Below are 19,828 nucleotides of genomic sequence, written 5' to 3' on the forward strand. Positions count from 1 at the left end.
GTCGGAAGACTGTCAGAAGAGGGTGTCGTTGCGTTCGATGCCGCGCAGTTCGTCGTAGTCGAGGGTGACGCAGCGGATGCCGCGGTCCTCGGCCAGGGTCTTGGCCTGGGGGGCGATGCTCTGGGCGGCGAGGATGCCGCTGACCGGGGCGAGCAGGGGGTCGCGGTTCATCAGCTCCAAATAGCGGGTGAGCTGCTCCACCGCGTCGATGTTCCCCCGGCGCTTGAGCTCCACGGCGATGGACGCGCCCGTGTGGTCGCGGCAGAGGATGTCGACGGGGCCGATGGCCGTCATGTACTCGCGGCGGACGAGTGTCCAGCCCGCGCCCAGGGTGGTGATGTGCTCGGCGAGCAGCTCCTGCAGGTGGGCCTCGACCCCGTCCTTGATCAGGCCCGGGTCCACGCCCAGCTCGTGGCTGGTGTCGTGGATGATCTCCTCCATGGTGAGGACGAGCTTCTCGCCGGTCTTGCCGTGGGTCACCGTCCAGGTGCCGGGTTCCTCGCGGAGCTTGCACGGCGGGTTCATCCAGTTGAGCGGCTTGAAGGCCCGATCGTCGGCGTGGATGGAGACGCTGCTGTCGGCCTTGATGAGGATGAGCCGGGGCGCCATCGGAAGATGGGCGGTGAGCTTTCCGACGTAATCCACGCTGCACCGCGCGATGACCAGACGCATGACCGAACCCTATCGGCCGGACGGGGTCCGGATCCCCGTCATCCGTCCGGCCGCCGGAGGACCGGCTCCCGGGCCATACGGCCCGGAGAGCCACGCCGAGAGGGTCAGCGCATCGCGTCGGAGAGCTTGACGCGGGCGCCGGTACGCAGGACCGCGCGGCTGTAGATACGCGCGCCGAGAAGGAGGGTGCCCGCCGTCGCCAGGAGCATCAGGACCGCCGCCACGGCGATCTCCCAGGCGAGCACCTCGCCCCCGGCCATCCTGACCGGCATCACCATCGAGGAGAACGGCGGCACCAGCGACAGGATCCTGGCCACCGGGCTGTTCGGCTGGACCGCCGCGAAGTAGGCGACCAGGTAGGCGACCATCATGAGCATCGTCATCGGGCTCAGCACGCTGTTCGCGTCCTCCTGCCGGGACACCAGCGACCCGAGCGCCGCCGCCATCGCGGCGAAGAACGCGTATCCGAGGATGAACCAGAACAGGGCGCTCACCACGATGCCCGTCATGCCCGGGGGCAGGTCGGCCGCGAGGCCGGTCGCCGCCGCCGCGCCGAGACCGGCCACGATGATCACGGCCATGTTGGCCAGCGCGAGCGCGCCGAGTCCCACGATCTTGCCGCCGAGCAGCTGCCAGGGGCGGACCGAGGTCAGCAGGATCTCCACGATCCGGCTGCCCTTCTCCTCGACCACGCCCATGGCGACGTACATGCAGGAGTAGATGAGCAGGAAGAACAGCACCATGACCATCAGGGACGCGATGCCTGTCCGCACGCCCGCGTAGCGGGCGTCGGCACCGATGGAGACCTGTTCCAGCGGGGTGACCCGCATGGCGGCGGCCACCTTGGCCGGGTCGAGCCCCGCCTCGGCCAGTTGCTTCTGGGTCTGGGTGGCCTGGTTCGCGGCCTCCAGCAGCAGGCCGAGCTCACGGTCCACCTCCCCGTCGGCGTACACCCTGCGGCCGTCCACCAAGGCGGCGTCCACCTCGTCCCGGCTGATCGCGCTGACCGCGGCGCCCACGTCGGAGAGAGGTTTGACGGTGAGCTCCACGTCCTTGGCGGCGGCGGTCAGGGCCGGTCCCAGCGACTGCGACTGCGGTCCGGCGAGCCCCACGGTGTAGGAGTCGGGGCCGGAGAAGAGCCTGGGCAGGAACGCCACCGCCGCGACCAGGACGACGCTGGCCACGAGCCCGATGACGAACGCCTTCGTACGGCCGCGCGTGACGATCTCCCGCCGCGCGACCAGCCACAGCCCGTTCACGCGACGGCCTCCCTGAAGATCTCGGTGAGTGTGGGGCGCTGCCAGCCGAAGTGCTCGACGCTTCCGGCCTTGACCGCGAGGCTCAGGATCTCCTGGCCGTCGCCGTCGACGCCCGAGACGAGGACCTCGTCGCCCTTCTCGGTGACCTCTCCCGGCAGGGACGCGGCCCAGCCGGGGGAGGCGTTCCTGACGACGACCCTGAGCCGGCCGCGTCCCTCCCGCTCGCGCAGCTCCTCGACCGTGCCGCTGGCCACCACGCGACCGGCGGAGATGATGCCGACCGAGTCGCAGAGCCGCTCGACGAGGTCCAGCTGGTGGCTGGAGAAGAGCACCGGCACACCCGCGGCACGCCGCTCGGCGAGCACCTCGGCGAGCGCGTCGACGGCGAGTGGGTCCAGCCCGGAGAAGGGCTCGTCCAGGATGAGCGCCTCCGGGTCGTGCACCAGCGCCACCGCGAGCTGCACGCGCTGCTGGTTGCCCAGCGAGAGCGCGTCCACCGCGTCACCGGCGCGCTCGGTGAGCGAGAGCCGTTCGAGCAGGTCAGCGGTGGCCTTTCTCGCGCCGCCCGCGGTCAGGCCGCTGAGCCTGCCGAAGTACTCGACCTGCTCGGCGACCCTCATCTTCTGGTAGAGGCCGCGCTCCTCCGGCATGTAGCCGAACCGGCGCCGGTCGTCGAACGTCAGGGCCCTGCCGTCGCGGCGCACGGAGCCCGAGTCGGCGGTCAGCACGCCCATCAGGATGCGCATCGTGGTGGTCTTGCCCGCCCCGTTCGCCCCGACGAAGCCGAACATCTCGCCCGGTCTCACGGAGAACGTCACGCCGTCCAGGGCGATCTTGTCGCCGTACCGTTTGTGCAGGTCGTCTATCTCGATCATCAGGGGGATCCCTCGGTGAGGCGTCTCAGCACGGAGACGTAGTCATGGAACGCCCGGCGGCCCTCGTCGGTGATGGCCAGCCAGGTGCGGGGACGCTTACCCACGAAGGCCTTCTCCACGTGCACGTAGCCGGCCTCCTCCAGGGTGACGATGTGCTTGGAGAGCAGTGAGTCGCTGATCTCGATCGTGTCGCGCAGGAAGCGGAACTCGGCCTTGTCGGTGACCGACAGGGCGGCCATGATCGACAGCCGGACGGGCGCGTGGATGACGTCGTCGAGGTCGTGCCGGGGGTGCGAGCCCGTGCCGCCCGCCGCCCTGCCCGTACCGCCGCTCGTCGGGCCCGTCTCGTCCGCGCCGTTCGTGCGGTTCGTCCCGCTCACCGTTCCGCCCGCAGCACACGCCATGCCGCGTAGAGGAGGGGGACGCTCGCGCAGACCGCCATCGCGATCAGTGCCGCGCTCCAGCCGGTGCCCGGCTCGTCGGGAAGGAGGAACATGCCGAACACGAACACGACCAGGACCAGGACGACGTACGAGACCGTCACGGGGCCCTTCGCCTTGTTGGCCCAGGTGACCTCCGGGTCCTGGGTCCTCATGCCGCCGAGGTAGCCGACGAACAAGATGGTCAGGACGACCCACGCCACCCCGGCGACGAGCCGGGACCAGGCGGGGCCGAGGAACATGACGGGCCAGTAGACGATCGTGGCCAGGCCGACGACCGCGTAGAGCAGGCCGACGACGCGCGCGGGCCGCCGGGTGCGCCGGCCGACCTCGCCGATCCGCCGCAGGGCCTCCTCCGGTGTCAGCTCCTCCTTCATGTCTCCTCCTCTGCTCATGTACTCAAACGGTACTTACTACTCAACTCTCATTCAAGTACTTTCTTACCGTTCTTTAGCTACCGGCCCGGCTTTTGGGGTAGCCGGTACCTCTCTGGGAGACTGTTGCGGTGCCGGAACGGGCGGTTCGCCATGTGGGGCGGACCTGGTGGGCAGGGTGGGAGAACGATGACGAGCAGTTGTGAGGCGGCGGGGACCCGGAGTCCCCGAGACCTGCCGTGAGCCCCCGCAGGGCCCGCCGCGCCGACCCCTTCGACCGTGGCGGCAACCGGGGCCTCGCCCGTCCGGTCGGCGACTCCGTACCCGGCGTCGACCGGACCGAGGAGTGGCCGGACGGCGACTGGCAGGTGCGCCGGATCACCGGCGGCGCGGCGGACAAGATCTACCGTTGCCCCGGCTGCGACCAGGAGATCAGGCCCGGCCTGCCGCACCTGGTCAGCTGGCCCGCCTGGCAGGGCGGGGAGGACGAGCGCAGGCACTGGCACACCGCGTGCTGGCGCAACCGGGTGAGGCGCGGTCCCGGCCGAAGCAGATACTGACCGGCCATGACCTGCACGACCAGCCATGACCTGCGCGACCGGCTGCAACCTGCACGACCGGTACGACTGGCCATGACCTGCATGACCTGCATGACCTGCATGACCTGCATGACCTGTACGACTTGAGCGACCGGCTACGACCCGCACGACCGGCCACGAGCGGCGCCGATGCCGATCGGCCGAAGCGGATTCGAGGAGAGACATGGAGATTCGGGCCTCTACGGTGCTGCCCGCGCGCAGGGAGCCGATCGAGCTGCACACCGGAGACGGTCTGACGCTCGTCGGCGAGCTGGCCCTTCCCGCGGACCGGCCCCCGGTGGCCACGCTGGTCTGCCTGCACCCGCTGCCCACCCACGGCGGCATGATGGACAGCCACGTCTACAAGAAGGCCGCCAACCGGCTGCCCGCCCTCGCCGACCTGGCCGTGCTGCGGTTCAACACGCGCGGCACCACCTCGGAGCGGGGCACCTCCCAGGGCGCCTTCGGCGGGGGCGAGGACGAACGCCTGGACGTCGCCGCCGCCCTGGAGTACGCCGACTTCCACGACCTGCCCCGGGTCTGGCTGCTCGGCTGGTCCTTCGGCACCGAGCTGGTGCTCAAGTGGGGCCACGACCCGCTGGTGGAGGGCGCGATCCTGCTCTCCCCGCCCCTGCACCGGGCCACCGACGCCGACCTCGACGCGTGGGCGGGGTTCGGGCGTCCGCTGACCGTGATGGTCCCGGAGTTCGACGACTACCTGCGCCCCGAGCAGGCCCGCGAGCGCTTCGCCAGGGTGCCCCAGGCCGAGGTGATCGAGGTGGACGACGCCAAGCACCTGTGGGTCGGCGAGCCGTACGTGCGCATCGTCCTCGACCGGATCGTCCTGCGGGTGAATCCGGCCGCCCATCCCCTGCCCACCGAGGTTCCCGGCTCGTAGGATCCGTCCGGTCCGTGCCTGTCACGGGGCCTTCGTCGCCGTATCGTCGAGTGGGTCCTGTTCGTCGGCGACGGAGTTACCACAACGTCATATACGGTTGTGGAACCGGGGGTGTCAGGTGGGGGTCCCGGGAATACGGTGGACGGCGTGCAGCTGTACACGCGGTCGGCGGGAGAGGGGCTTCCCGTCGTCCTCCTTCACGCGTTCCCCATGTCGTCGGCCATGTGGCTGGCCCAGCGGGAGGGCCTGTCCTCGGTCTGCAAGGTCATCACCCCCGACCTGCGCGGCTTCGGCGGCTCGGTGCTGGGCGAGGACGACCCCTCCCTCGACGTGATGGCCGACGACGTCGCCCGCCTGCTGGACCACGAGGGAGTGGACCGCGCGGTCGTCGGCGGGCTGTCCATGGGCGGCTACGTGACGATGGCCATGTGCCGCCGCCACCCCGACCGGCTGCGAGGGGTGATCCTCGCCGACACCAAGGCGGGAGCCGACCCGGAGGCCGCCAGGTCCAACCGCGAGCGGATCGCCGCCGCGGTGCTGGAGGAGGGCACGTCCGTCCTGCTGGAGGAGGTGCTCCCCGGCCTGGTCGGGCAGACCACCGCGCAGCGCAGGGCGATGGTGTTCGGCCGGGTGCGCGGGCTCGTCCAGGCGGCCCCGCCGACGGCCGTCGCCTGGGCGCAGCGGGCCATGGCGGGCCGCCCCGACTCCTTCGACACATTGCGGGCGCTCAAGACGCCCGTCCTGGTGATCGTGGGTGAGGAGGACGAGATCACCTCGCCCGCCGACGCGGGCGCGATGGCCGAGGCCGTGCCCGACGGGCGGCTGGTCGTGATCGAGAAGGCCGGTCACCTCAGTGCGATCGAGCAGCCCGAGGCGTTCAACCGGGCGGTGTCCGGCTTCGTCGCCGAGCTCGCCGGAGGGATCGGGGAATCGCCGTCTCGCGGATGAGCGGCGCGACCGTCGCGGCCACCGGGATGGTCGGCGACTCCTCGACGGAGCCCGGCACCGCCTTCACGGCAGGGAATGAGGTCCAGGCGGGAAGCCTGAGCGGCGGGGAATGAGACCCAAGCGGGAAGCCTGAGCGGCGGGCAAGGAAGCGGGACAGGAAGAGAGCCCGGCGACCGTGAAGGTCGCCGGGCTCTCTCGTAGCCGTCGCCAACGCCCCGGAGTCAGCGGCCGCCTATTCCTGCCACCACTCCGCGTCGTCGTCCTTCGCCTCGGCCCTGGCGGGCGCGGGGACCGGCTTCTCGGCGCCGTTGGTGGCACTGTTGGTGGCGGCGGGGATGGCCGGCTTCGGCGGCGCCGCGGCGATCGCGGGCTCCGGCTCGGCGGCCGGGAGCGGCGCGCCACCGAGCAGCTGGCGCAGCTGCGCGAGGTGGCTGGTGATGCTGTCGCGCTGGCGGGTCAGCTCGTCGACCTGGCGCTGGGCGACCGAGCGGCTGCGCTCGGACTCCGCCTTGGCCTCGGAGACGATGGAGTCGGCGCTCGACTTGGCCTCGGACACGATCTGGTCGGCGTTCTTGCGCGCGTTGGCCAGCAGTTGCTTGGCGTGCGTGTCGGCCTCGCGGCGGGTCTGCTCGGCCTGCTGGGTGGCCTTGGTGGCCCGCTGCTCTGCGGTGGCCGCCCGCTGCTCGGCGGTGGCGGTCAGCTGCTGGGCCGCGGCCTGCGCGTTGGCGTGGCGCTCGGCCTCCTGGCGCTCCGCCTCCTCGCGCCGGGCGGCGAGCTGGATCTCGAACTCCGCCTCGTCCTGGGCCCGCTTGGCCTCGGACTCCTCAAGGACCCGCTGGGCCTGGGCGCGCATCTCGTCGGCCTGGCGCTTGGCGGTGGTGAGGACCTCGTCGCGCTCCCGCTTGGTCGAGGCGCGCAGCTGGGCCACCTCGCGCTCGGTGGTGGTGCGCAGCTTGGCGATCTCGCGCTCGGAGTCGGCGCGCTTCTCGGCCACCTCGTGGTCGGCGGTGGCGCGCAGCTTGGAGACCTCGCGCTCGGTGGTGGCGGTCAGCTCGTCGGCCTCGCGGCGGGCGGTCGAGCGGATCTCCTCGGCCTCGCGCTCCGCGCTGGTGCGCATCTCGTCGACCTCGCGGGTGGCGAGGGCGCGCTTCTCGGCCGCCTCGTTCTCGGCGGCGGCGCGCAGGTCGGCGGCCTCGACCTTGGACGCCGCCTTGATCTCGTTCGCCTCGGACCTGGCGGCCTGGACCAGCTCGGTCGCCTGCTCCTCCGCGAGGCGGAGGAGTTGCTCGATCCGGGCGCCGAGCCCGGAGTAGGTCGGCCGCTCCTGTTCCTGGAGCTGGCGCTGGGAGTCGGACAGATCCCGCTGCAGGCCCTGAACCTGCTCCCGGGACTGCCGGAGCTCGCCGTCGAGCTGCTTCAGGTGGTCGTGGACCTGGTGCCGGTCATAGCCACGGAGCACCACGTCGAATTCCCGAGCGGGGGCGTCTTCAAAGAAGTTGTTGAGCTGGGCGTCGATGTCGGACTGCATGGAGGCTCGATCCTGGGTTGTCGAGACGGCTACACGGGCCGGACGGGGGTTTCAGGCATCCGAAGCGGGAGCCGGGGCGGGATCCACGTCCGGTGGTACGCCAGCGTACTCCGCCGTTGCCGAGTTGGCGGTCTCGTCCGGCTTTATGCGTGACTTGTTACGTATCAGCGTTTCTTGCATTCGGCGTCGTCCCGGCTTGCCTTTCCGCGGCCTGTACGAGTTCGGTGAGCATTCCCCCGACGTCTTTGGGATGAAGAAAGGCGATCGAGGAGCCCAGGGAGCCGTGACGCGGCCGCTCGTCGAGCAGCCGGACGCCCCGGCCGCCGATCTTGTCCAGGGCCTGCACGACATCCGGGACGCCGAAGGCGACATGGTGAACGCCCTCACCGCGCTTCGCGAGGAATTTACCGACCGGCGTGTCGGGACCGAGCGGTTCGAGGAGCTGGATATAAGACCCACCGCCTTCGCCGTCGGCGATGTGCAGCATGGCCTCCTTCACTCCCTGCTCGGTGTTCACCTCACGGGCCACCACCGTGAGCTCGAAGGTCCGCTCGAAAAAAGCGATCTTCTCCTCAAGGTCGTGACAGGCGATTCCCACATGATCGATGCGCATGAACATAGGGACATCCTCCATGGCGATCGCTGATGTACTCATGGGTATGGTGGCAAAGTCGTCCCAAGCCCGCCAGGGAGGCTCCTCTTATGTCTGGTTCCGTCATCGTCGCCGGAGCTCGTACGCCCATCGGACGGCTGCTCGGCTCGCTGTCCGGCCTGTCGGCCGCCGAGCTCGGCGGCATCGCCATCAAGGCCGCGCTGGAGCGTTCCGGTGTCGCCCCCGACGCCGTGCAGTACGTGATCATGGGGCAGGTGCTCCAGGCGGGCGCCGGTCAGATCCCCTCCCGCCAGGCCGCCGTGAAGGCGGGCATCCCGATGACCGTGCCGTCCCTGACGATCAACAAGGTCTGCCTCTCGGGCCTGGACGCCATCGCCCTGGCCGACCAGCTCATCCGCGCCGGTGAGTTCGACATCGTGGTCGCGGGCGGCATGGAGTCCATGTCGAACGCCCCGCACCTGCTGCCCGGCCTGCGCAGGGGCGTCAAGTACGGCTCCGCGGGCATCGTCGACTCGATGGCCTTCGACGGCCTCACCGACGCGTACGACCAGGTGGCGATGGGCGAGTCCACCGAGCGGCACAACGCGCGCCTCGGCCTGACCCGCGAGGAGCAGGACGAGTACTCCGCCCGCTCCCACGCGCTCGCCGCCGCCGCGATCAAGAACGGCACGCTCGACGACGAGATCGTGCCGGTGGCCATCCCGCAGCGCAAGGGCGAGCCGGTGGTCTTCTCCGCCGACGAGGGCGTACGCGGGGAGACCACCGCCGAGGTCCTGTCGCGGCTGCGGCCCGCGTTCACCAAGGACGGCACGATCACCGCCGGGTCGGCCTCGCAGATCTCCGACGGCGCCTGCGCGGTGGTCGTGATGTCCAGGGCGAAGGCCGAGGAGCTCGGACTCGACTGGCTGGCCGAGATCGGCGCCCACGGCAACGTCGCCGGACCCGACAACTCGCTCCAGTCCCAGCCCGCCAACGCGATCAGGCACGCCCTCGGCAAGCAGGGCCTCTCGGCCGGAGACCTCGACCTGTTGGAGATCAACGAGGCTTTCGCGCAGGTCGTCCTGCAGTCGGTGAAGGAGCTCGGCGTCCCCCTCGACAGGGTCAACGTCAACGGCGGCGGCATCGCCGTCGGCCACCCGATCGGCGCCTCCGGCGCCCGTATCGTCCTCACCCTCGCCCACGAGCTCAGGCGCCGTGGCGGCGGTCTCGGCGCGGCCGGCCTGTGCGGCGGCGGCGGGCAGGGCGACGCCCTGATCATCCGCGTCCCCTCGGCATGACCGCGGAGGTCTCCGACCTGGTCGCGATGGCCAGGGAGGGAAGGCCCCGGGCGGTGGCCCGGCTGATCTCCATGGTCGAGAACGGCTCCCCGAGGCTGCGGGAGATCACCGGGCTGCTCTGCGCCGACCGGCCGTACCGGGCCCGGATCATCGGGCTCACCGGCTCCCCGGGCGTCGGCAAGTCCACCTCGACCGGGATGCTGGTCCACGCGTTCCGCAAGCGGGACATGAGGGTCGGCGTGCTCGCCGTCGACCCCTCCTCGCCGTTCACCGGCGGGGCGCTGCTGGGCGACCGGGTCAGGATGCAGGACCACGCCACCGACCCGGACGTGTTCATCAGGTCGATGGCGAGCCGGGGCCACCTGGGCGGGCTGTCGTGGGCCACGCCCCAGGCGCTGCGCGTCCTGGAGGCGGCCGGGTGCGAGGTCATCCTCGTCGAGACCGTCGGGGTCGGCCAGGCGGAGGTCGACATCGCCTCGCTGGCCGACACCACCGTCGTGCTGCTCGCTCCCGGGATGGGCGACGGCGTCCAGGCGGCCAAGGCGGGCATCCTGGAGATCGCCGACGTGTTCGTGGTGAACAAGGCCGACCGCGAGGGCACCCAGGCCACCGTCCGCGAGCTCCGCAACATGATCGCCCTGGTCGAGCGGCCCTGGAGGCCGCCGATCGTGCAGACCGTGGCCAGCCGGGGTGAGGGAGGCGAGGAGGTGGTCGACGCCCTCGGCGACCACCTGGCCTATCTGGAGGCGTCGGGCGAGCTCGTCCGGCGCCGCCACGCCAGGGCGAGGGACGAGATCGAGGCGATCGCCGTCACCACCCTGCGCTCCCGCTTCGGCCACCTGCGCGGCGACCGGCGCCTCGACGCCCTCGCCACCCGCGTGCTGGACGCGGGACTCGACCCCTACACCGCGGCGGACGAGCTCCTGGCCGCCTCGGGCTGAGCGGAGCCTGGCCCCCGGGGTTCGCGTTCCGGGGTGAGAGCGGGTACGCCGTGGCACGCGCCGGACCCGGGATTCCGGTGCGGAGGCGCCTTGACACCGTGGTCCTGGCGCCCGAGCCCCCGCGCCGGGCTCCGGTGCCGGGCTCGGGCGCCGGGGCTCAGGTCTCGTCGGCGAACTTGACGGTGACCTTCTCGAAGCCGAGGCCCTTCAGCAGGCCCTCAAGCATGATCTTGGTGTTCTGGTCGGCCCGGTTGCGCAGGTCGCTGGCTTGGGCGGCCTCGGCGATCTTCTTCTCGGCGAGTACGTAGAGCTCCCGCTGGTCGGCGGGGGAGGAGGACAGCAGGTCCTCGACCCGGTCGAAGAGGCCGCGCTGCTGGGCGTAGACGTACGAGCGCTTGTTGTCGATGTTCGGCTTCTCCAGCTGGGCGCGGGGCAGCCTCACCGTGACCTCGGTGCGGTCGGGGGAGACCGTGAGGGCACTGCCGGCGATGCCGCCGAAGTCGACGTAGGCGTCGACGCCGCCGGCTCCGACGAAGAGCGTCCTGCTGCCCTTGATCGCGTCGGGCAGGAAGGCCGCGTCCTTCTCCAGGTCCACCACGACCTGGAAGTTGCCGGTGGCGGCCTCGAAACGGCTGAGGTTGTGGATGGACTCCAGCAGCACGGGCTGGCTGCGGTCGACCGTCTCCTCACCGAACGGGTTCAGCCACGACCAGGTGAGGCGGGCTCCCACGACGAGAATGATCACGACGACGAGCAGCCCGGCGAGGAAACGCCAGCCGCGTCCGCGCCGCGCCGCCGGGGGTGCCGCGGGCGGAGCTTCTTGGGGGGCTTTCACAGCGCTCTCCTTCCCCGGACGGTGACCTTCTCACGCCTTCTCGCGTCTTCTCCCGCGGAGCCTATGTCGATCTCCTCACCCTCGCGGCGACGGGAGCGCGCCGCCCTCGGCGAAGGGGGCGCGCCAGGGGCCGGACGGCATGCTCGCCCCGGGGGACGGGGACCCGCCGGGTGCCTGGTCGACGGTGCCGGGCCGGGGCTCGGGACCGGTCGAGGTGCCCCCCGCGCCCTGCCCGGTCTGTCCTGTCTGAGAGGTCTGCCCGGCCTGGCCGCCGAAGTGAGTGCTTTGTAGCCGGCAGCCGGTGAAGTCGGCGTAGTAGAGCCGGAGCCAGTCGCGCCGCTGGACGTCCGTGAGGCCGGAGAACCAGGCCGCGGCGTACCGGTGCTCCGGGAGCGGCCCGCCGGGAAGCGGCTCACCGCGCAGCCACGCGGCCACGATGTCGCGGTATCCCGACGCGGGGGCGGTGTCGCACTTGGCGGCCAGGCCCTCGACGAACTCGTCGGCCGCCTTCTCGGCGAACCCGGCCGCCAGGTCGTCGACGTGGATCGCGATCACGCCCGCGGCGACGGGGGCGTTGTCGCGCCGGGGGTGCTGCTCCACCCGGGAGAACTCCCCGGGCGTCCCCGCCAGCCGGGACGCGATCTTGATGAACTCCGAGCTCAGCTCGGGCAGGCCGGCGCGCATCCCGGGGTGCACGCAGACCATGATCGGCCACTCCTGGCAGCTGTAGACGACCTGCTGGGCCGAGACGGGCTGCTGCTCGGTGAACAGCCTGGCCATGCCGGTCCCCGCGGCCAGCACCGCGAGCAGCGCGGCGGCCAGCACCAGGGCCTGGCGCGTCACGACCGCCGCCCAGCCGAGCAGCAGTGCCGAGCTGATCCCCACCAGCCAGAGCGTCTGATCGGTGAACGCCGCCGCGTTCAACCCCTGGAACGGGTCGTACGGCTCCCGCGTGGCGGGGGCGAGCCGGTCACCCCAGGCGGGCCCCTGGCACAGCCAGGTGAACAGGCTGTAGCAACCGAGCCCGGCCAGGACCGGTGTGATCGTCCACGGCATCAGCCAGCCGAGCACCCAGCCGATCACGACGTACAGCGCCAGCCCGGCCGCGCCCATCACCAGGCCGCTGGGCAGCAGCCGCCCGGCCTGCTCCGTGATCATGATTCTGACCGCGAGGACCATGACGGTGGCGGTGAAGGCGCCTCCCGTCACCACCAGGATCGCCAGTGGCGCCCGTACCGCCTGCCACGGGGTCATCGACCGCCCGCGTGTCCCGCGCCGCCTGCGCACCGCCACCCAGGCGGCGAACGCGGCCGCCACCGGGCCGGTGAGCCGGAGCGAGCCGATCACCGCGACGATGATGTTCTCCCACGCGCTGACACCGGGAACCAGGACGCTCCACGCCGCGACCACCCCGAGCACGAGCAGGATGGCGACGGCCATCAACCCGCTCTGCTGGAGTTCTTCGCGTGAAACGCCCCTGTGCTCACGCACCGGTGGGCGTGGTGAAAACCCACGCCGCGTCGGTGTGGCCGAAGCCCGCCCGGCGTTCGAACGCCGTCAAGTTGTCGTTCATCAAGCACCCCCCGTGCCGTGAATGTGCGGATGCCGGTCCCCTCGGCACCGGTCCGGCTCGCGTCCCCCGCAGTCCGGACTGAGTCATCGTGGCCACTTGGCCACGGCCTCACCATTCGATGTGGGAACCATAACGGAGCGTGACGTTTGGCGTCCGGGTTCTTGGTGAAGCCATCAGTCCGGTGACTTTGTGTATACGGGCGAATCGGGATGAGGCCGCGCTACCGTAGCCCTGTGGTTACAGGTCAGCTGAATCTCCCGTTTGACCCCATCGAACGTGCCGCGGAGACGTGGCGCGTTCACTTCGGGCCCTCCTCGGCCATGGCCGCCGTCACATCGATCATGAGAGCGCACCAGATCCTGCTGTCGCAACTGGACACGCTGCTCAAACCGCATGACTTGACCTTCGCCCGGTACGAGGCACTGGTGCTGCTGACCTTCAGCAAGACGGGGGCGCTGCCGCTCTCCAAGATCGGTGAGCGGCTGATGGTCCATCCCACGAGCGTGACCAACACCGTGAGCCGCCTGGAACGCGCCGGTCTGGTCCGGCGCATGCCCAACCCCCGCGACGGCCGGGGCGTGCTCGCCGAGATCACCGAGCGGGGCCGCGAGACCGTTCACCGGGCGACCGCAGACCTGATGGCGGCCGACTTCGCCATGCCCATGTACGACGAGGCGCGGCTGGAGCAGATGTTCGACCTGTTCAGGACCCTCCGCGTGGCCGCCGGCGACTTTCAGTACTGAAGGCGACGCTGCGCGTCGCGGTGAGGCCGCTCTTACCCGGCTCCTTCCCTCGTCGAACGAGGCCGCTCGTTCCTCGCGACCTCGCTCTCCTCAGTCCAGTCCCCGGCGCGGCCTCACGGGCTGAAGGCGACGCTGCGCGTCGCGGTGAGGCCGCTCTTACCCGGCTCCTTCCCTCGTCGAACGAGGCCGCTCGTTCTTCGCGACCTCGCTCTCCTCAGTCCAGTCCCCGGCGCGGCCTCACGGGCTGAGGGCGACGCCTCGCGTCGCGGCTCCCTCGTCGATCGGGGCCTCGCGGGCCGGCGGTGAGGCCGCCCGGATCCGGCTCCCGGCCCTTCCGTCCCCATCCCGTCCCGACCCCGCGCCTGGCCAAAAATTAGTAGGACGTCCTAGTATCTCCATGAGGCCACAAGCCGGATAAGAAGCCACATGCCGTACAAGGGGGTTGGCCATGGACGCCGAGCGGGTCGAGGCGGGGCGGGCGCGCTGGCAGGCGCGGTTCGACGGGGCGCGCAAGCGCGAGGCGGAGTTCCGCACCCTTTCCGGGATCGACGTGGAGCCGGTCTACGGGCCCGAGGGCGCCGATCCGCGCCTGGAGCGCATCGGCTGGCCCGGCGAGTACCCGTTCACCCGCGGCCTGCACCCCACCGGCTACCGGGGCAAGGCGTGGACCATCCGGCAGTTCGCCGGGTTCGGCAACGCCAGGCAGACCAACGAGCGCTACAAGATGATCCTCGGCGCCGGTGGCGGCGGGCTGAGCGTCGCCTTCGACATGCCGACGCTGATGGGCCGCGACTCCGACGACCCGCGCTCACTCGGCGAGGTGGGCCACTGCGGCGTGGCGATCGACTCCGCGCTGGACATGGACCTGCTCTTCGACGGCATCCCCCTCGGCGACACCACCACCTCGATGACGATCAGCGGCCCGGCCGTCCCGATCTTCTGCATGTACGTCGTCGCCGCCGAGCGGCAGGGGGTGCCCGTCGGGAAGCTCAACGGCACCCTGCAGACCGACATCTTCAAGGAGTACATCGCGCAGAAGGAGTGGCTGTTCGCCCCCGAGCCGCACCTGCGGCTGATCGGCGACCTGATGGAGTTCTGCGCGGCCGAGATCCCCGCGTACAAGCCGCTCAGCGTGTCCGGCTACCACATCCGCGAGGCCGGGTCCACGGCCGCCCAGGAGTTGGCCTTCACGCTGGCCGACGGGTTCGGCTACGTGGAACTGGGCCTGTCGCGCGGCCTGGACGTCGACGTCTTCGCCCCGGGCCTGTCCTTCTTCTTCGACGCGCACATCGACTTCTTCGAGGAGATCGCCAAGTTCAGGGCCGCCCGGCGGATCTGGGCGCGGTGGCTGCGCGACGTCTACGGCGCGAAGACCGACAAGGCCCAGTGGCTGCGCTTCCACACCCAGACGGCCGGGGTGTCGCTGACCGCGCAGCAGCCGTACAACAACGTGGTGCGCACCGCGGTCGAGGCGCTCGCGGCGGTGCTCGGCGGCACCAACTCGCTGCACACCAACGCGCTCGACGAGGTCCTCGCGCTGCCCTCCGCGAAGGCGGCGGAGATCGCGCTGCGCACCCAGCAGGTGCTCATGGAGGAGACCGAGATCGTCAACGTCGCCGACCCGCTCGGCGGGTCCTGGTACGTGGAGGCGCTGACCGACCGGCTGGAGGCCGAGGCCGAGGCGATCTTCACGAGGATCAGGGAGATGGGCTCGGACGGCACGATGACCTCGGGCATCCTGCGCGGCATCGAGGACGGCTGGTTCATGTCCGAGATCGCCGAGGCGGCCTTCGACTACCAGCGCAAGCTGGAGAAGGGCGAGAAGAGGATCGTCGGGGTGAACTGCCACACGGCCTCCATCGACGAGCCGCTGGAAATCCTCCGGGTCAGCCACGAGGTCGAGCGCGAGCAGAACCGCGTCCTGGCCGAGCGCCGCGCCGGCCGGGACCAGGCGGCCGTGGACGCCGCGCTGGCCGCGATGGTGCAGGTCGCCAGGGGGGAGGGCAACATGATCCCCGCCATGCTCGACGCGGCCAGGGCCGAGGCCACGCTGGGCGAGATCTGCGACGCGCTGCGCGACGAATGGGGCGTCTACCTCGAACCGGCCCGCTTCTAGCGATGGCGCGTCGGGGCATCGACCGGGATACGGCAGGATTGGAGTCATGAGCCCAGCGGACTTCACTCGACCCGGATCGCTCTACGGCGCCGTCGATCTCGGCGCCCGCAAGCAGGCCCTTGAGGCACAGGCGCGGCGGGAGACCACCGCGCAGGAAACCGGCGGTGTTCCGGCGCCGGTCATCGACGTCGACGACGCCAACTTCGCGACCGAGGTCGTCGAACGCTCCATGAACGGCCTCGTGCTGCTGGAGCTCACCGTCACCCGCGCCGAGCAGGCCAAGCAGTACAGCCTGCTGCTGGAGAAACTGGCCGCGGAGAACACCGCCCGGTGGGTCCTGGCCAGGGTCGACGTCGAGCTCAACCCCCAGATCGCGCAGGCGCTGCGGGTGCAGAACGTGCCCGCCCTGTACGCCATCTTCCAGGGGCAGCCGGTGGCCGTCGTCCCGGGCATCGCCACCGAGCCGCAGCTGCGCGACTGGCTGTCGCAGCTGATGGAGGCCCTCGCCCAGTACCTCCCGCCCCCCGGCGAGGAGGCCGCGAGCGGGGAGGGAGAGCAGCCGCAGGAGCCCCCGGTCGACCCGGACGTGCTCGCCGCCGAGCGGGCCATCGACGCCGGTGATCTCGACGGCGCGGTGGCCGCGTACGAGCGGCTGCTGGCCCGCTCGCCGAACGACCAGGACGCCAAGCTGGGCCTGGCCGGGCTCGGCCTGATCCGCCGGACGCAGGACGTCGACCCGGCCGGTGTGCGGGACCGCCTGGCCGACCCCGCCGACATCGAGGCCCAGCTGCTGGCCGCCGACTTCGAGATGCTCGCCGGCGAGGTGGACAAGGCCTTCGACCGGCTCGTCGACGTGGTACGCCGCACCTCGGGCGCCGACCGCGACACGGCCAGGGTGCACCTGCTCGGCCTCTTCGACACGCTCCCCGGCGACGACCCGTCCATCGGCAGGGCCCGGAGAAACCTGGCCAGCGCCCTGTTCTGAGCGGCGTTCTGAGCGGCGTTCCCGGCGATCGGTGCTCCGGGCACCCGGCTCGCGGCCCGTACCGTGGGCCGGGTGGCATGGCGTATGTCGTGACCGCATCTATATGCGCAGGTCCGCCCACCAGGGCGCGCCCACCCGTCACGAGATGGCACGATGGAAGCCATCCCAACCAAAGTCAGTCGCAAAGGAGCGGATTGGCTGTGGCCACCGTGCCGAGTGTGTCGTACTCCATCACCGTGCGCCTGGAGGTGCCCGCCGGCGGCAATGCCGTCAGCCAGCTCACCCACGCCGTAGAGTCCGCCGGAGGTGTGGTCACCGCGCTCGACGTGACCACGGCCGGCCACGAGACGCTGCGCATCGACGTCACCTGCGCCGCGCGTGACACCGATCACGCGCAGGCGATCGTCGACAAGCTGGAGGGCGTCGAGGGCGTCGTCATCCACAAGGTCTCCGACCGGACCTTCCTCATGCATCTCGGCGGCAAGATCGAGATGCGGTCGAAGGTGCCGCTGCGCAACCGTGACGAGCTCTCCATGGCCTACACGCCCGGCGTCGCCCGGGTCTCCATGGCCATCGCGCGCAACCCCGAGGACGCCCGCCGCCTGACCATCAAGCGCAACACCGTCGCCGTCGTCACCGACGGCTCGGCGGTGCTCGGCCTGGGCAACATCGGCCCGGCCGCCGCGCTCCCCGTCATGGAGGGCAAGGCCGCGCTGTTCAAGCGGTTCGCCGACATCGACGCCTGGCCGATCTGCCTGGACACCCAGGACGTCGACGAGATCGTGCGCACGGTGCAGATCATGGCCCCCGGCTTCGGCGGCATCAACCTGGAGGACATCTCGGCGCCGCGCTGCTTCGAGGTGGAGCGGCGGCTGCGCGACCTGCTGGACATCCCGGTCTTCCACGACGACCAGCACGGCACCGCGATCTGCGTGCTGGCCGCGCTCACCAACGCGCTGCGCGTGGTCGGCAAGGACCTGGGCGAGGTCCGCATCGCCCTGGCGGGCGCGGGCGCGGCCGGTACGGCGGTGCTGCGCCTGCTGCTCGCGGCGGGTGCCCGCAACATGATCGTCTGCGACTACCTGGGCGCCGTGCACCGCGGCCGCCAGGACCTGGACGACTCGCTCCAGTGGATCGCCGACCACACCAACGCCGAGGGCTACTCCGGTGACCTGCGCGGCGCGGTCAAGGGCGCCGACGTGTTCATCGGCGTGTCCGCGCCCGGCATCCTCAACGGCGACGACATCGCCTCGATGGCCAAGGACGCCGTGGTCTTCGCGCTCGCCAACCCCGAGCCCGAGGTCTCCCCCGACGACGCCCGCGAGCACGCCGCCGTGGTCGCCACCGGCCGCTCCGACTACCCGAACCAGATCAACAACGTGCTGGCCTTCCCCGGGGTCTTCCGCGGCCTGCTCGACGCCCAGGCCACCGTGGTCAGCCAGGAGATGCTGCTGGCAGCGGCCAAGGCGCTGGCCGCCGTGGTGACCGCCGAGGAGCTCGGCCCCAACTACATCATCCCCAGCGTGTTCCACCCGGACGTGTCGGGCGCCGTCGCGGCGGCCGTGCGCGAGTCGGCCGGTGGCCGGGCCCGTACGGGCATGACGGAGGCGTGACAAGGGGTGCGACGAGGGGTGTGACAAGGGGCGTGAGGGTGGCCTGAGGCCCCCGTTTCCCCTGGGCCACCCCCTGCCGCCCGTCGGCCGCCCGCCGCCCGTCCGCTTCGTCTCGTGGAGTGCCCTTCCATACGCGTCACGTGACACCGGGCGGGGGCCGGGCCATCGGAAGCGCGGGTGGAGCAGCGCGAAAGGGGGTTCAACCCTCATGATGGAGGTATGGCGGAGGCGATCTACGTCGGTGGGCTTCTGGTGGCGACCCCGCAGCTGGAAGATCCCAACTTCCGGCGCAGCGTGGTCCTGGTGCTGGAACACGACCTCGACGGCGGCACCCTGGGCGTGGTGCTCAACAGACCGAGTGACATCTCGGTGACCCAGGTGCTCCCCACCTGGGACACCATGGTCACCGGACCATCCGTGCTGTTCCAGGGCGGCCCCGTCCAGACGGACAGCGCCCTGGCGCTGGCCGCCGTCCCGAGCGGGCAGGAACCGCTCGGCTGGCGGCGGCTGCACGCGGGCACCGCGGCCGTCTCCAGGCTCGGCACCGTCGACCTCGACGCGCCGCCGGAGATCCTCGCCGGAGAGATCGCCCAGATGCGCATCTTCGCCGGGTACGCGGGATGGTCGGCGGGGCAGCTGGAGAGCGAGATCGGCGAGGGCGCCTGGTACGTCGTGGACTCCGAGCCCGGCGACACCTTCCACCACGAGCCCGAGTCGCTGTGGCGGGCGGTTCTCCGCCGCCAGAGGGGCGAGCTCGCCTACGTGGCCACCTGCCCCGACGACCCGTCGATGAACTAGCCGGCCCCCCGTCTACCGCCCCGGCACCCGATCCCGGGGCCTTTCCCAGGGGTTTTCCCAGGGCCGGTCCCAGAGGCGATCCCGGGGTGTCGTGCCCGCGCCGGTGGGACGTGTTCCGCGACCCACCGGCCGCCGGTGCCCCGGGCGCGGTGGTACGGGCATAAAATCGCCAGGGTGAGTACGAAGATTCTCCCTGAGAGCGACGTCCGCCCGGACCTGTCGCACGGCGACGGCGACCACGAGCGCTTCGCCCACTACGTCGAGAAGAACAAGATCATGGAGAGCGCGCTGAGCGGGATCCCGGTCCGCGCGCTCTGCGGGAAGGTCTGGGTGCCGAACCGCGACCCCCAGAAGTTCCCGGTCTGCCCGGAGTGCAAGGAGATCTACTCGGGTCTGCCGAAGGGCGAAGACAGCAACAACGAGTGAGTGTTGCTCATGGGTGATCGCCACAGATGAGGCTACGGTCGGGGTGCCGCCGGGGGGCGGCGAACGACCAGTGCCAGGGATCTGTCGGGGGAGTCCATGTTTCGGCGTGCGATCGCTGTTGTTTCCGCATGCCTGTTCACGGTGGGCGCCTCTCCTCCCGGTCCCGCCGTTCCCGCCCCTCCCGGCGGAGGAGTCGCCGCGTCCGGGGCGCCGGGGTGTGCCCCCTCCCCTCGGGCCGCCCGCCTCGCGGTGCCGGGACCCGCGTCCGCGCCGTCCCCCGTGCCCGCAGGCAGGCGGCGGGGGTCGAGCCCGACCCGGCCCGCGCTCCCCATCACC

General features: G+C 71.1%; 20 protein-coding genes. 11 read left to right on the forward strand and 9 right to left on the reverse strand.

Translation table 11 applies throughout. The features are described 5' to 3' along the window. Positions 1 to 12: 12 nt before the first annotated feature. The 5 genes from nucS to ABD817_RS18515 all read right to left on the reverse strand — a co-directional run bounded on the left by nucS (position 13) and on the right by ABD817_RS18515 (position 3,623). Complete coding sequence (gene nucS, locus ABD817_RS18495) at positions 13 to 672, reverse strand: endonuclease NucS (RefSeq protein WP_344919210.1); 660 nt, start codon at positions 670 to 672, stop codon at positions 13 to 15. Between the two features lie 104 nt (positions 673 to 776). Then, positions 777 to 1,931 carry an ABC transporter permease gene (locus ABD817_RS18500; protein ID WP_344919211.1) on the reverse strand — a complete coding sequence of 385 codons (1,155 nt, stop codon included), beginning with the start codon at positions 1,929 to 1,931 and terminating at the stop codon, positions 777 to 779. After that, positions 1,928 to 2,806: an ABC transporter ATP-binding protein gene (locus ABD817_RS18505; RefSeq protein WP_344919212.1), complete on the reverse strand. Its 879-nt coding sequence runs from the start codon at positions 2,804 to 2,806 to the stop codon at positions 1,928 to 1,930. Before ABD817_RS18505 ends, ABD817_RS18500 begins: the two co-directional genes overlap by 4 nt. Then, positions 2,806 to 3,186 carry a winged helix-turn-helix domain-containing protein gene (locus ABD817_RS18510; protein WP_344919213.1) on the reverse strand — a complete coding sequence of 127 codons (381 nt, stop codon included), beginning with the start codon at positions 3,184 to 3,186 and terminating at the stop codon, positions 2,806 to 2,808. The genes ABD817_RS18505 and ABD817_RS18510 overlap by 1 nt, the downstream gene beginning before the upstream one ends. Continuing rightward, a complete protein-coding gene (locus tag ABD817_RS18515) occupies positions 3,183 to 3,623 on the reverse strand; it encodes a hypothetical protein (protein WP_344919214.1) in 441 nt (146 codons plus the stop codon). The genes ABD817_RS18510 and ABD817_RS18515 overlap by 4 nt, the downstream gene beginning before the upstream one ends. Positions 3,624 to 3,859: 236 nt before the next feature. On the opposite strand from ABD817_RS18515, the gene ABD817_RS18520 reads away from it, so the two are divergent. From ABD817_RS18520 to ABD817_RS18530, 3 genes are all read left to right on the forward strand, one after another. Then, positions 3,860 to 4,180: an ATP/GTP-binding protein gene (locus ABD817_RS18520; protein WP_344919215.1), complete on the forward strand. Its 321-nt coding sequence runs from the start codon at positions 3,860 to 3,862 to the stop codon at positions 4,178 to 4,180. A gap of 202 nt (positions 4,181 to 4,382) precedes the next feature. Next, a complete protein-coding gene (locus tag ABD817_RS18525) occupies positions 4,383 to 5,096 on the forward strand; it encodes an alpha/beta hydrolase (RefSeq protein ID WP_344919216.1) in 714 nt (237 codons plus the stop codon). 147 nt (positions 5,097 to 5,243) lie between these two features. Next, a complete protein-coding gene (locus tag ABD817_RS18530) occupies positions 5,244 to 6,044 on the forward strand; it encodes an alpha/beta fold hydrolase (protein WP_344919217.1) in 801 nt (266 codons plus the stop codon). A 232-nt stretch (positions 6,045 to 6,276) separates the two neighbouring features. On the opposite strand, the gene ABD817_RS18535 is transcribed toward ABD817_RS18530, so the two are convergent. Continuing rightward, positions 6,277 to 7,572 carry a DivIVA domain-containing protein gene (locus ABD817_RS18535; protein ID WP_344919218.1) on the reverse strand — a complete coding sequence of 432 codons (1,296 nt, stop codon included), beginning with the start codon at positions 7,570 to 7,572 and terminating at the stop codon, positions 6,277 to 6,279. A gap of 157 nt (positions 7,573 to 7,729) precedes the next feature. Continuing rightward, a complete protein-coding gene (gene mce, locus ABD817_RS18540) occupies positions 7,730 to 8,191 on the reverse strand; it encodes a methylmalonyl-CoA epimerase (protein WP_344919219.1) in 462 nt (153 codons plus the stop codon). Positions 8,192 to 8,274: 83 nt separating this feature from the next. Here mce and ABD817_RS18545 point away from each other — a divergent pair, with 83 nt between their 5' ends. Together ABD817_RS18545 and meaB are read left to right on the forward strand one after the other, a co-directional pair. Further along, positions 8,275 to 9,462: an acetyl-CoA C-acetyltransferase gene (locus ABD817_RS18545; protein ID WP_344919221.1), complete on the forward strand. Its 1,188-nt coding sequence runs from the start codon at positions 8,275 to 8,277 to the stop codon at positions 9,460 to 9,462. Further along, positions 9,459 to 10,403: a methylmalonyl Co-A mutase-associated GTPase MeaB gene (gene meaB, locus ABD817_RS18550; protein ID WP_344919222.1), complete on the forward strand. Its 945-nt coding sequence runs from the start codon at positions 9,459 to 9,461 to the stop codon at positions 10,401 to 10,403. The genes ABD817_RS18545 and meaB overlap by 4 nt, the downstream gene beginning before the upstream one ends. 157 nt (positions 10,404 to 10,560) lie before the next feature. Here the strand turns inward: meaB and ABD817_RS18555 are convergent, their stop codons facing one another. Next, complete coding sequence (locus tag ABD817_RS18555; protein ID WP_344919223.1) at positions 10,561 to 11,238, reverse strand: DUF4230 domain-containing protein; 678 nt, start codon at positions 11,236 to 11,238, stop codon at positions 10,561 to 10,563. Between the two features lie 75 nt (positions 11,239 to 11,313). After that, positions 11,314 to 12,729 (reverse strand): hypothetical protein, encoded by a 1,416-nt coding sequence (locus ABD817_RS18560; RefSeq protein WP_344919224.1) that lies wholly within the window; start codon positions 12,727 to 12,729, stop codon positions 11,314 to 11,316. Positions 12,730 to 13,020: 291 nt separating this feature from the next. Here ABD817_RS18560 and ABD817_RS18565 point away from each other — a divergent pair, with 291 nt between their 5' ends. From ABD817_RS18565 to ABD817_RS18590, 6 genes are all read left to right on the forward strand, one after another. Then, positions 13,021 to 13,554 carry a MarR family winged helix-turn-helix transcriptional regulator gene (locus ABD817_RS18565; RefSeq protein WP_344919225.1) on the forward strand — a complete coding sequence of 178 codons (534 nt, stop codon included), beginning with the start codon at positions 13,021 to 13,023 and terminating at the stop codon, positions 13,552 to 13,554. 448 nt (positions 13,555 to 14,002) lie between these two features. Beyond that, complete coding sequence (gene icmA, locus ABD817_RS18570) at positions 14,003 to 15,670, forward strand: coenzyme B12-dependent isobutyryl-CoA mutase large subunit (RefSeq protein WP_344919226.1); 1,668 nt, start codon at positions 14,003 to 14,005, stop codon at positions 15,668 to 15,670. 46 nt (positions 15,671 to 15,716) lie between these two features. Beyond that, entirely contained in the window at positions 15,717 to 16,655 is a 939-nt protein-coding gene (locus tag ABD817_RS18575; protein WP_344919227.1) for a tetratricopeptide repeat protein, read from the forward strand. Between the two features lie 200 nt (positions 16,656 to 16,855). Beyond that, on the forward strand, positions 16,856 to 18,268 hold the full coding sequence (locus ABD817_RS18580) for an NAD-dependent malic enzyme (protein WP_344919449.1): 1,413 nt from the start codon (positions 16,856 to 16,858) through the stop codon (positions 18,266 to 18,268). Positions 18,269 to 18,487: 219 nt separating this feature from the next. After that, positions 18,488 to 19,066: a YqgE/AlgH family protein gene (locus ABD817_RS18585; protein ID WP_329091052.1), complete on the forward strand. Its 579-nt coding sequence runs from the start codon at positions 18,488 to 18,490 to the stop codon at positions 19,064 to 19,066. Positions 19,067 to 19,240: 174 nt separating this feature from the next. Continuing rightward, positions 19,241 to 19,492 (forward strand): DUF3039 domain-containing protein, encoded by a 252-nt coding sequence (locus ABD817_RS18590; RefSeq protein ID WP_344919228.1) that lies wholly within the window; start codon positions 19,241 to 19,243, stop codon positions 19,490 to 19,492. Positions 19,493 to 19,828 lie beyond the last annotated feature (336 nt).

The sequence above is a fragment of the Streptosporangium oxazolinicum genome, from assembly GCF_039537505.1.
Classification (GTDB): domain Bacteria; phylum Actinomycetota; class Actinomycetes; order Streptosporangiales; family Streptosporangiaceae; genus Streptosporangium; species Streptosporangium oxazolinicum.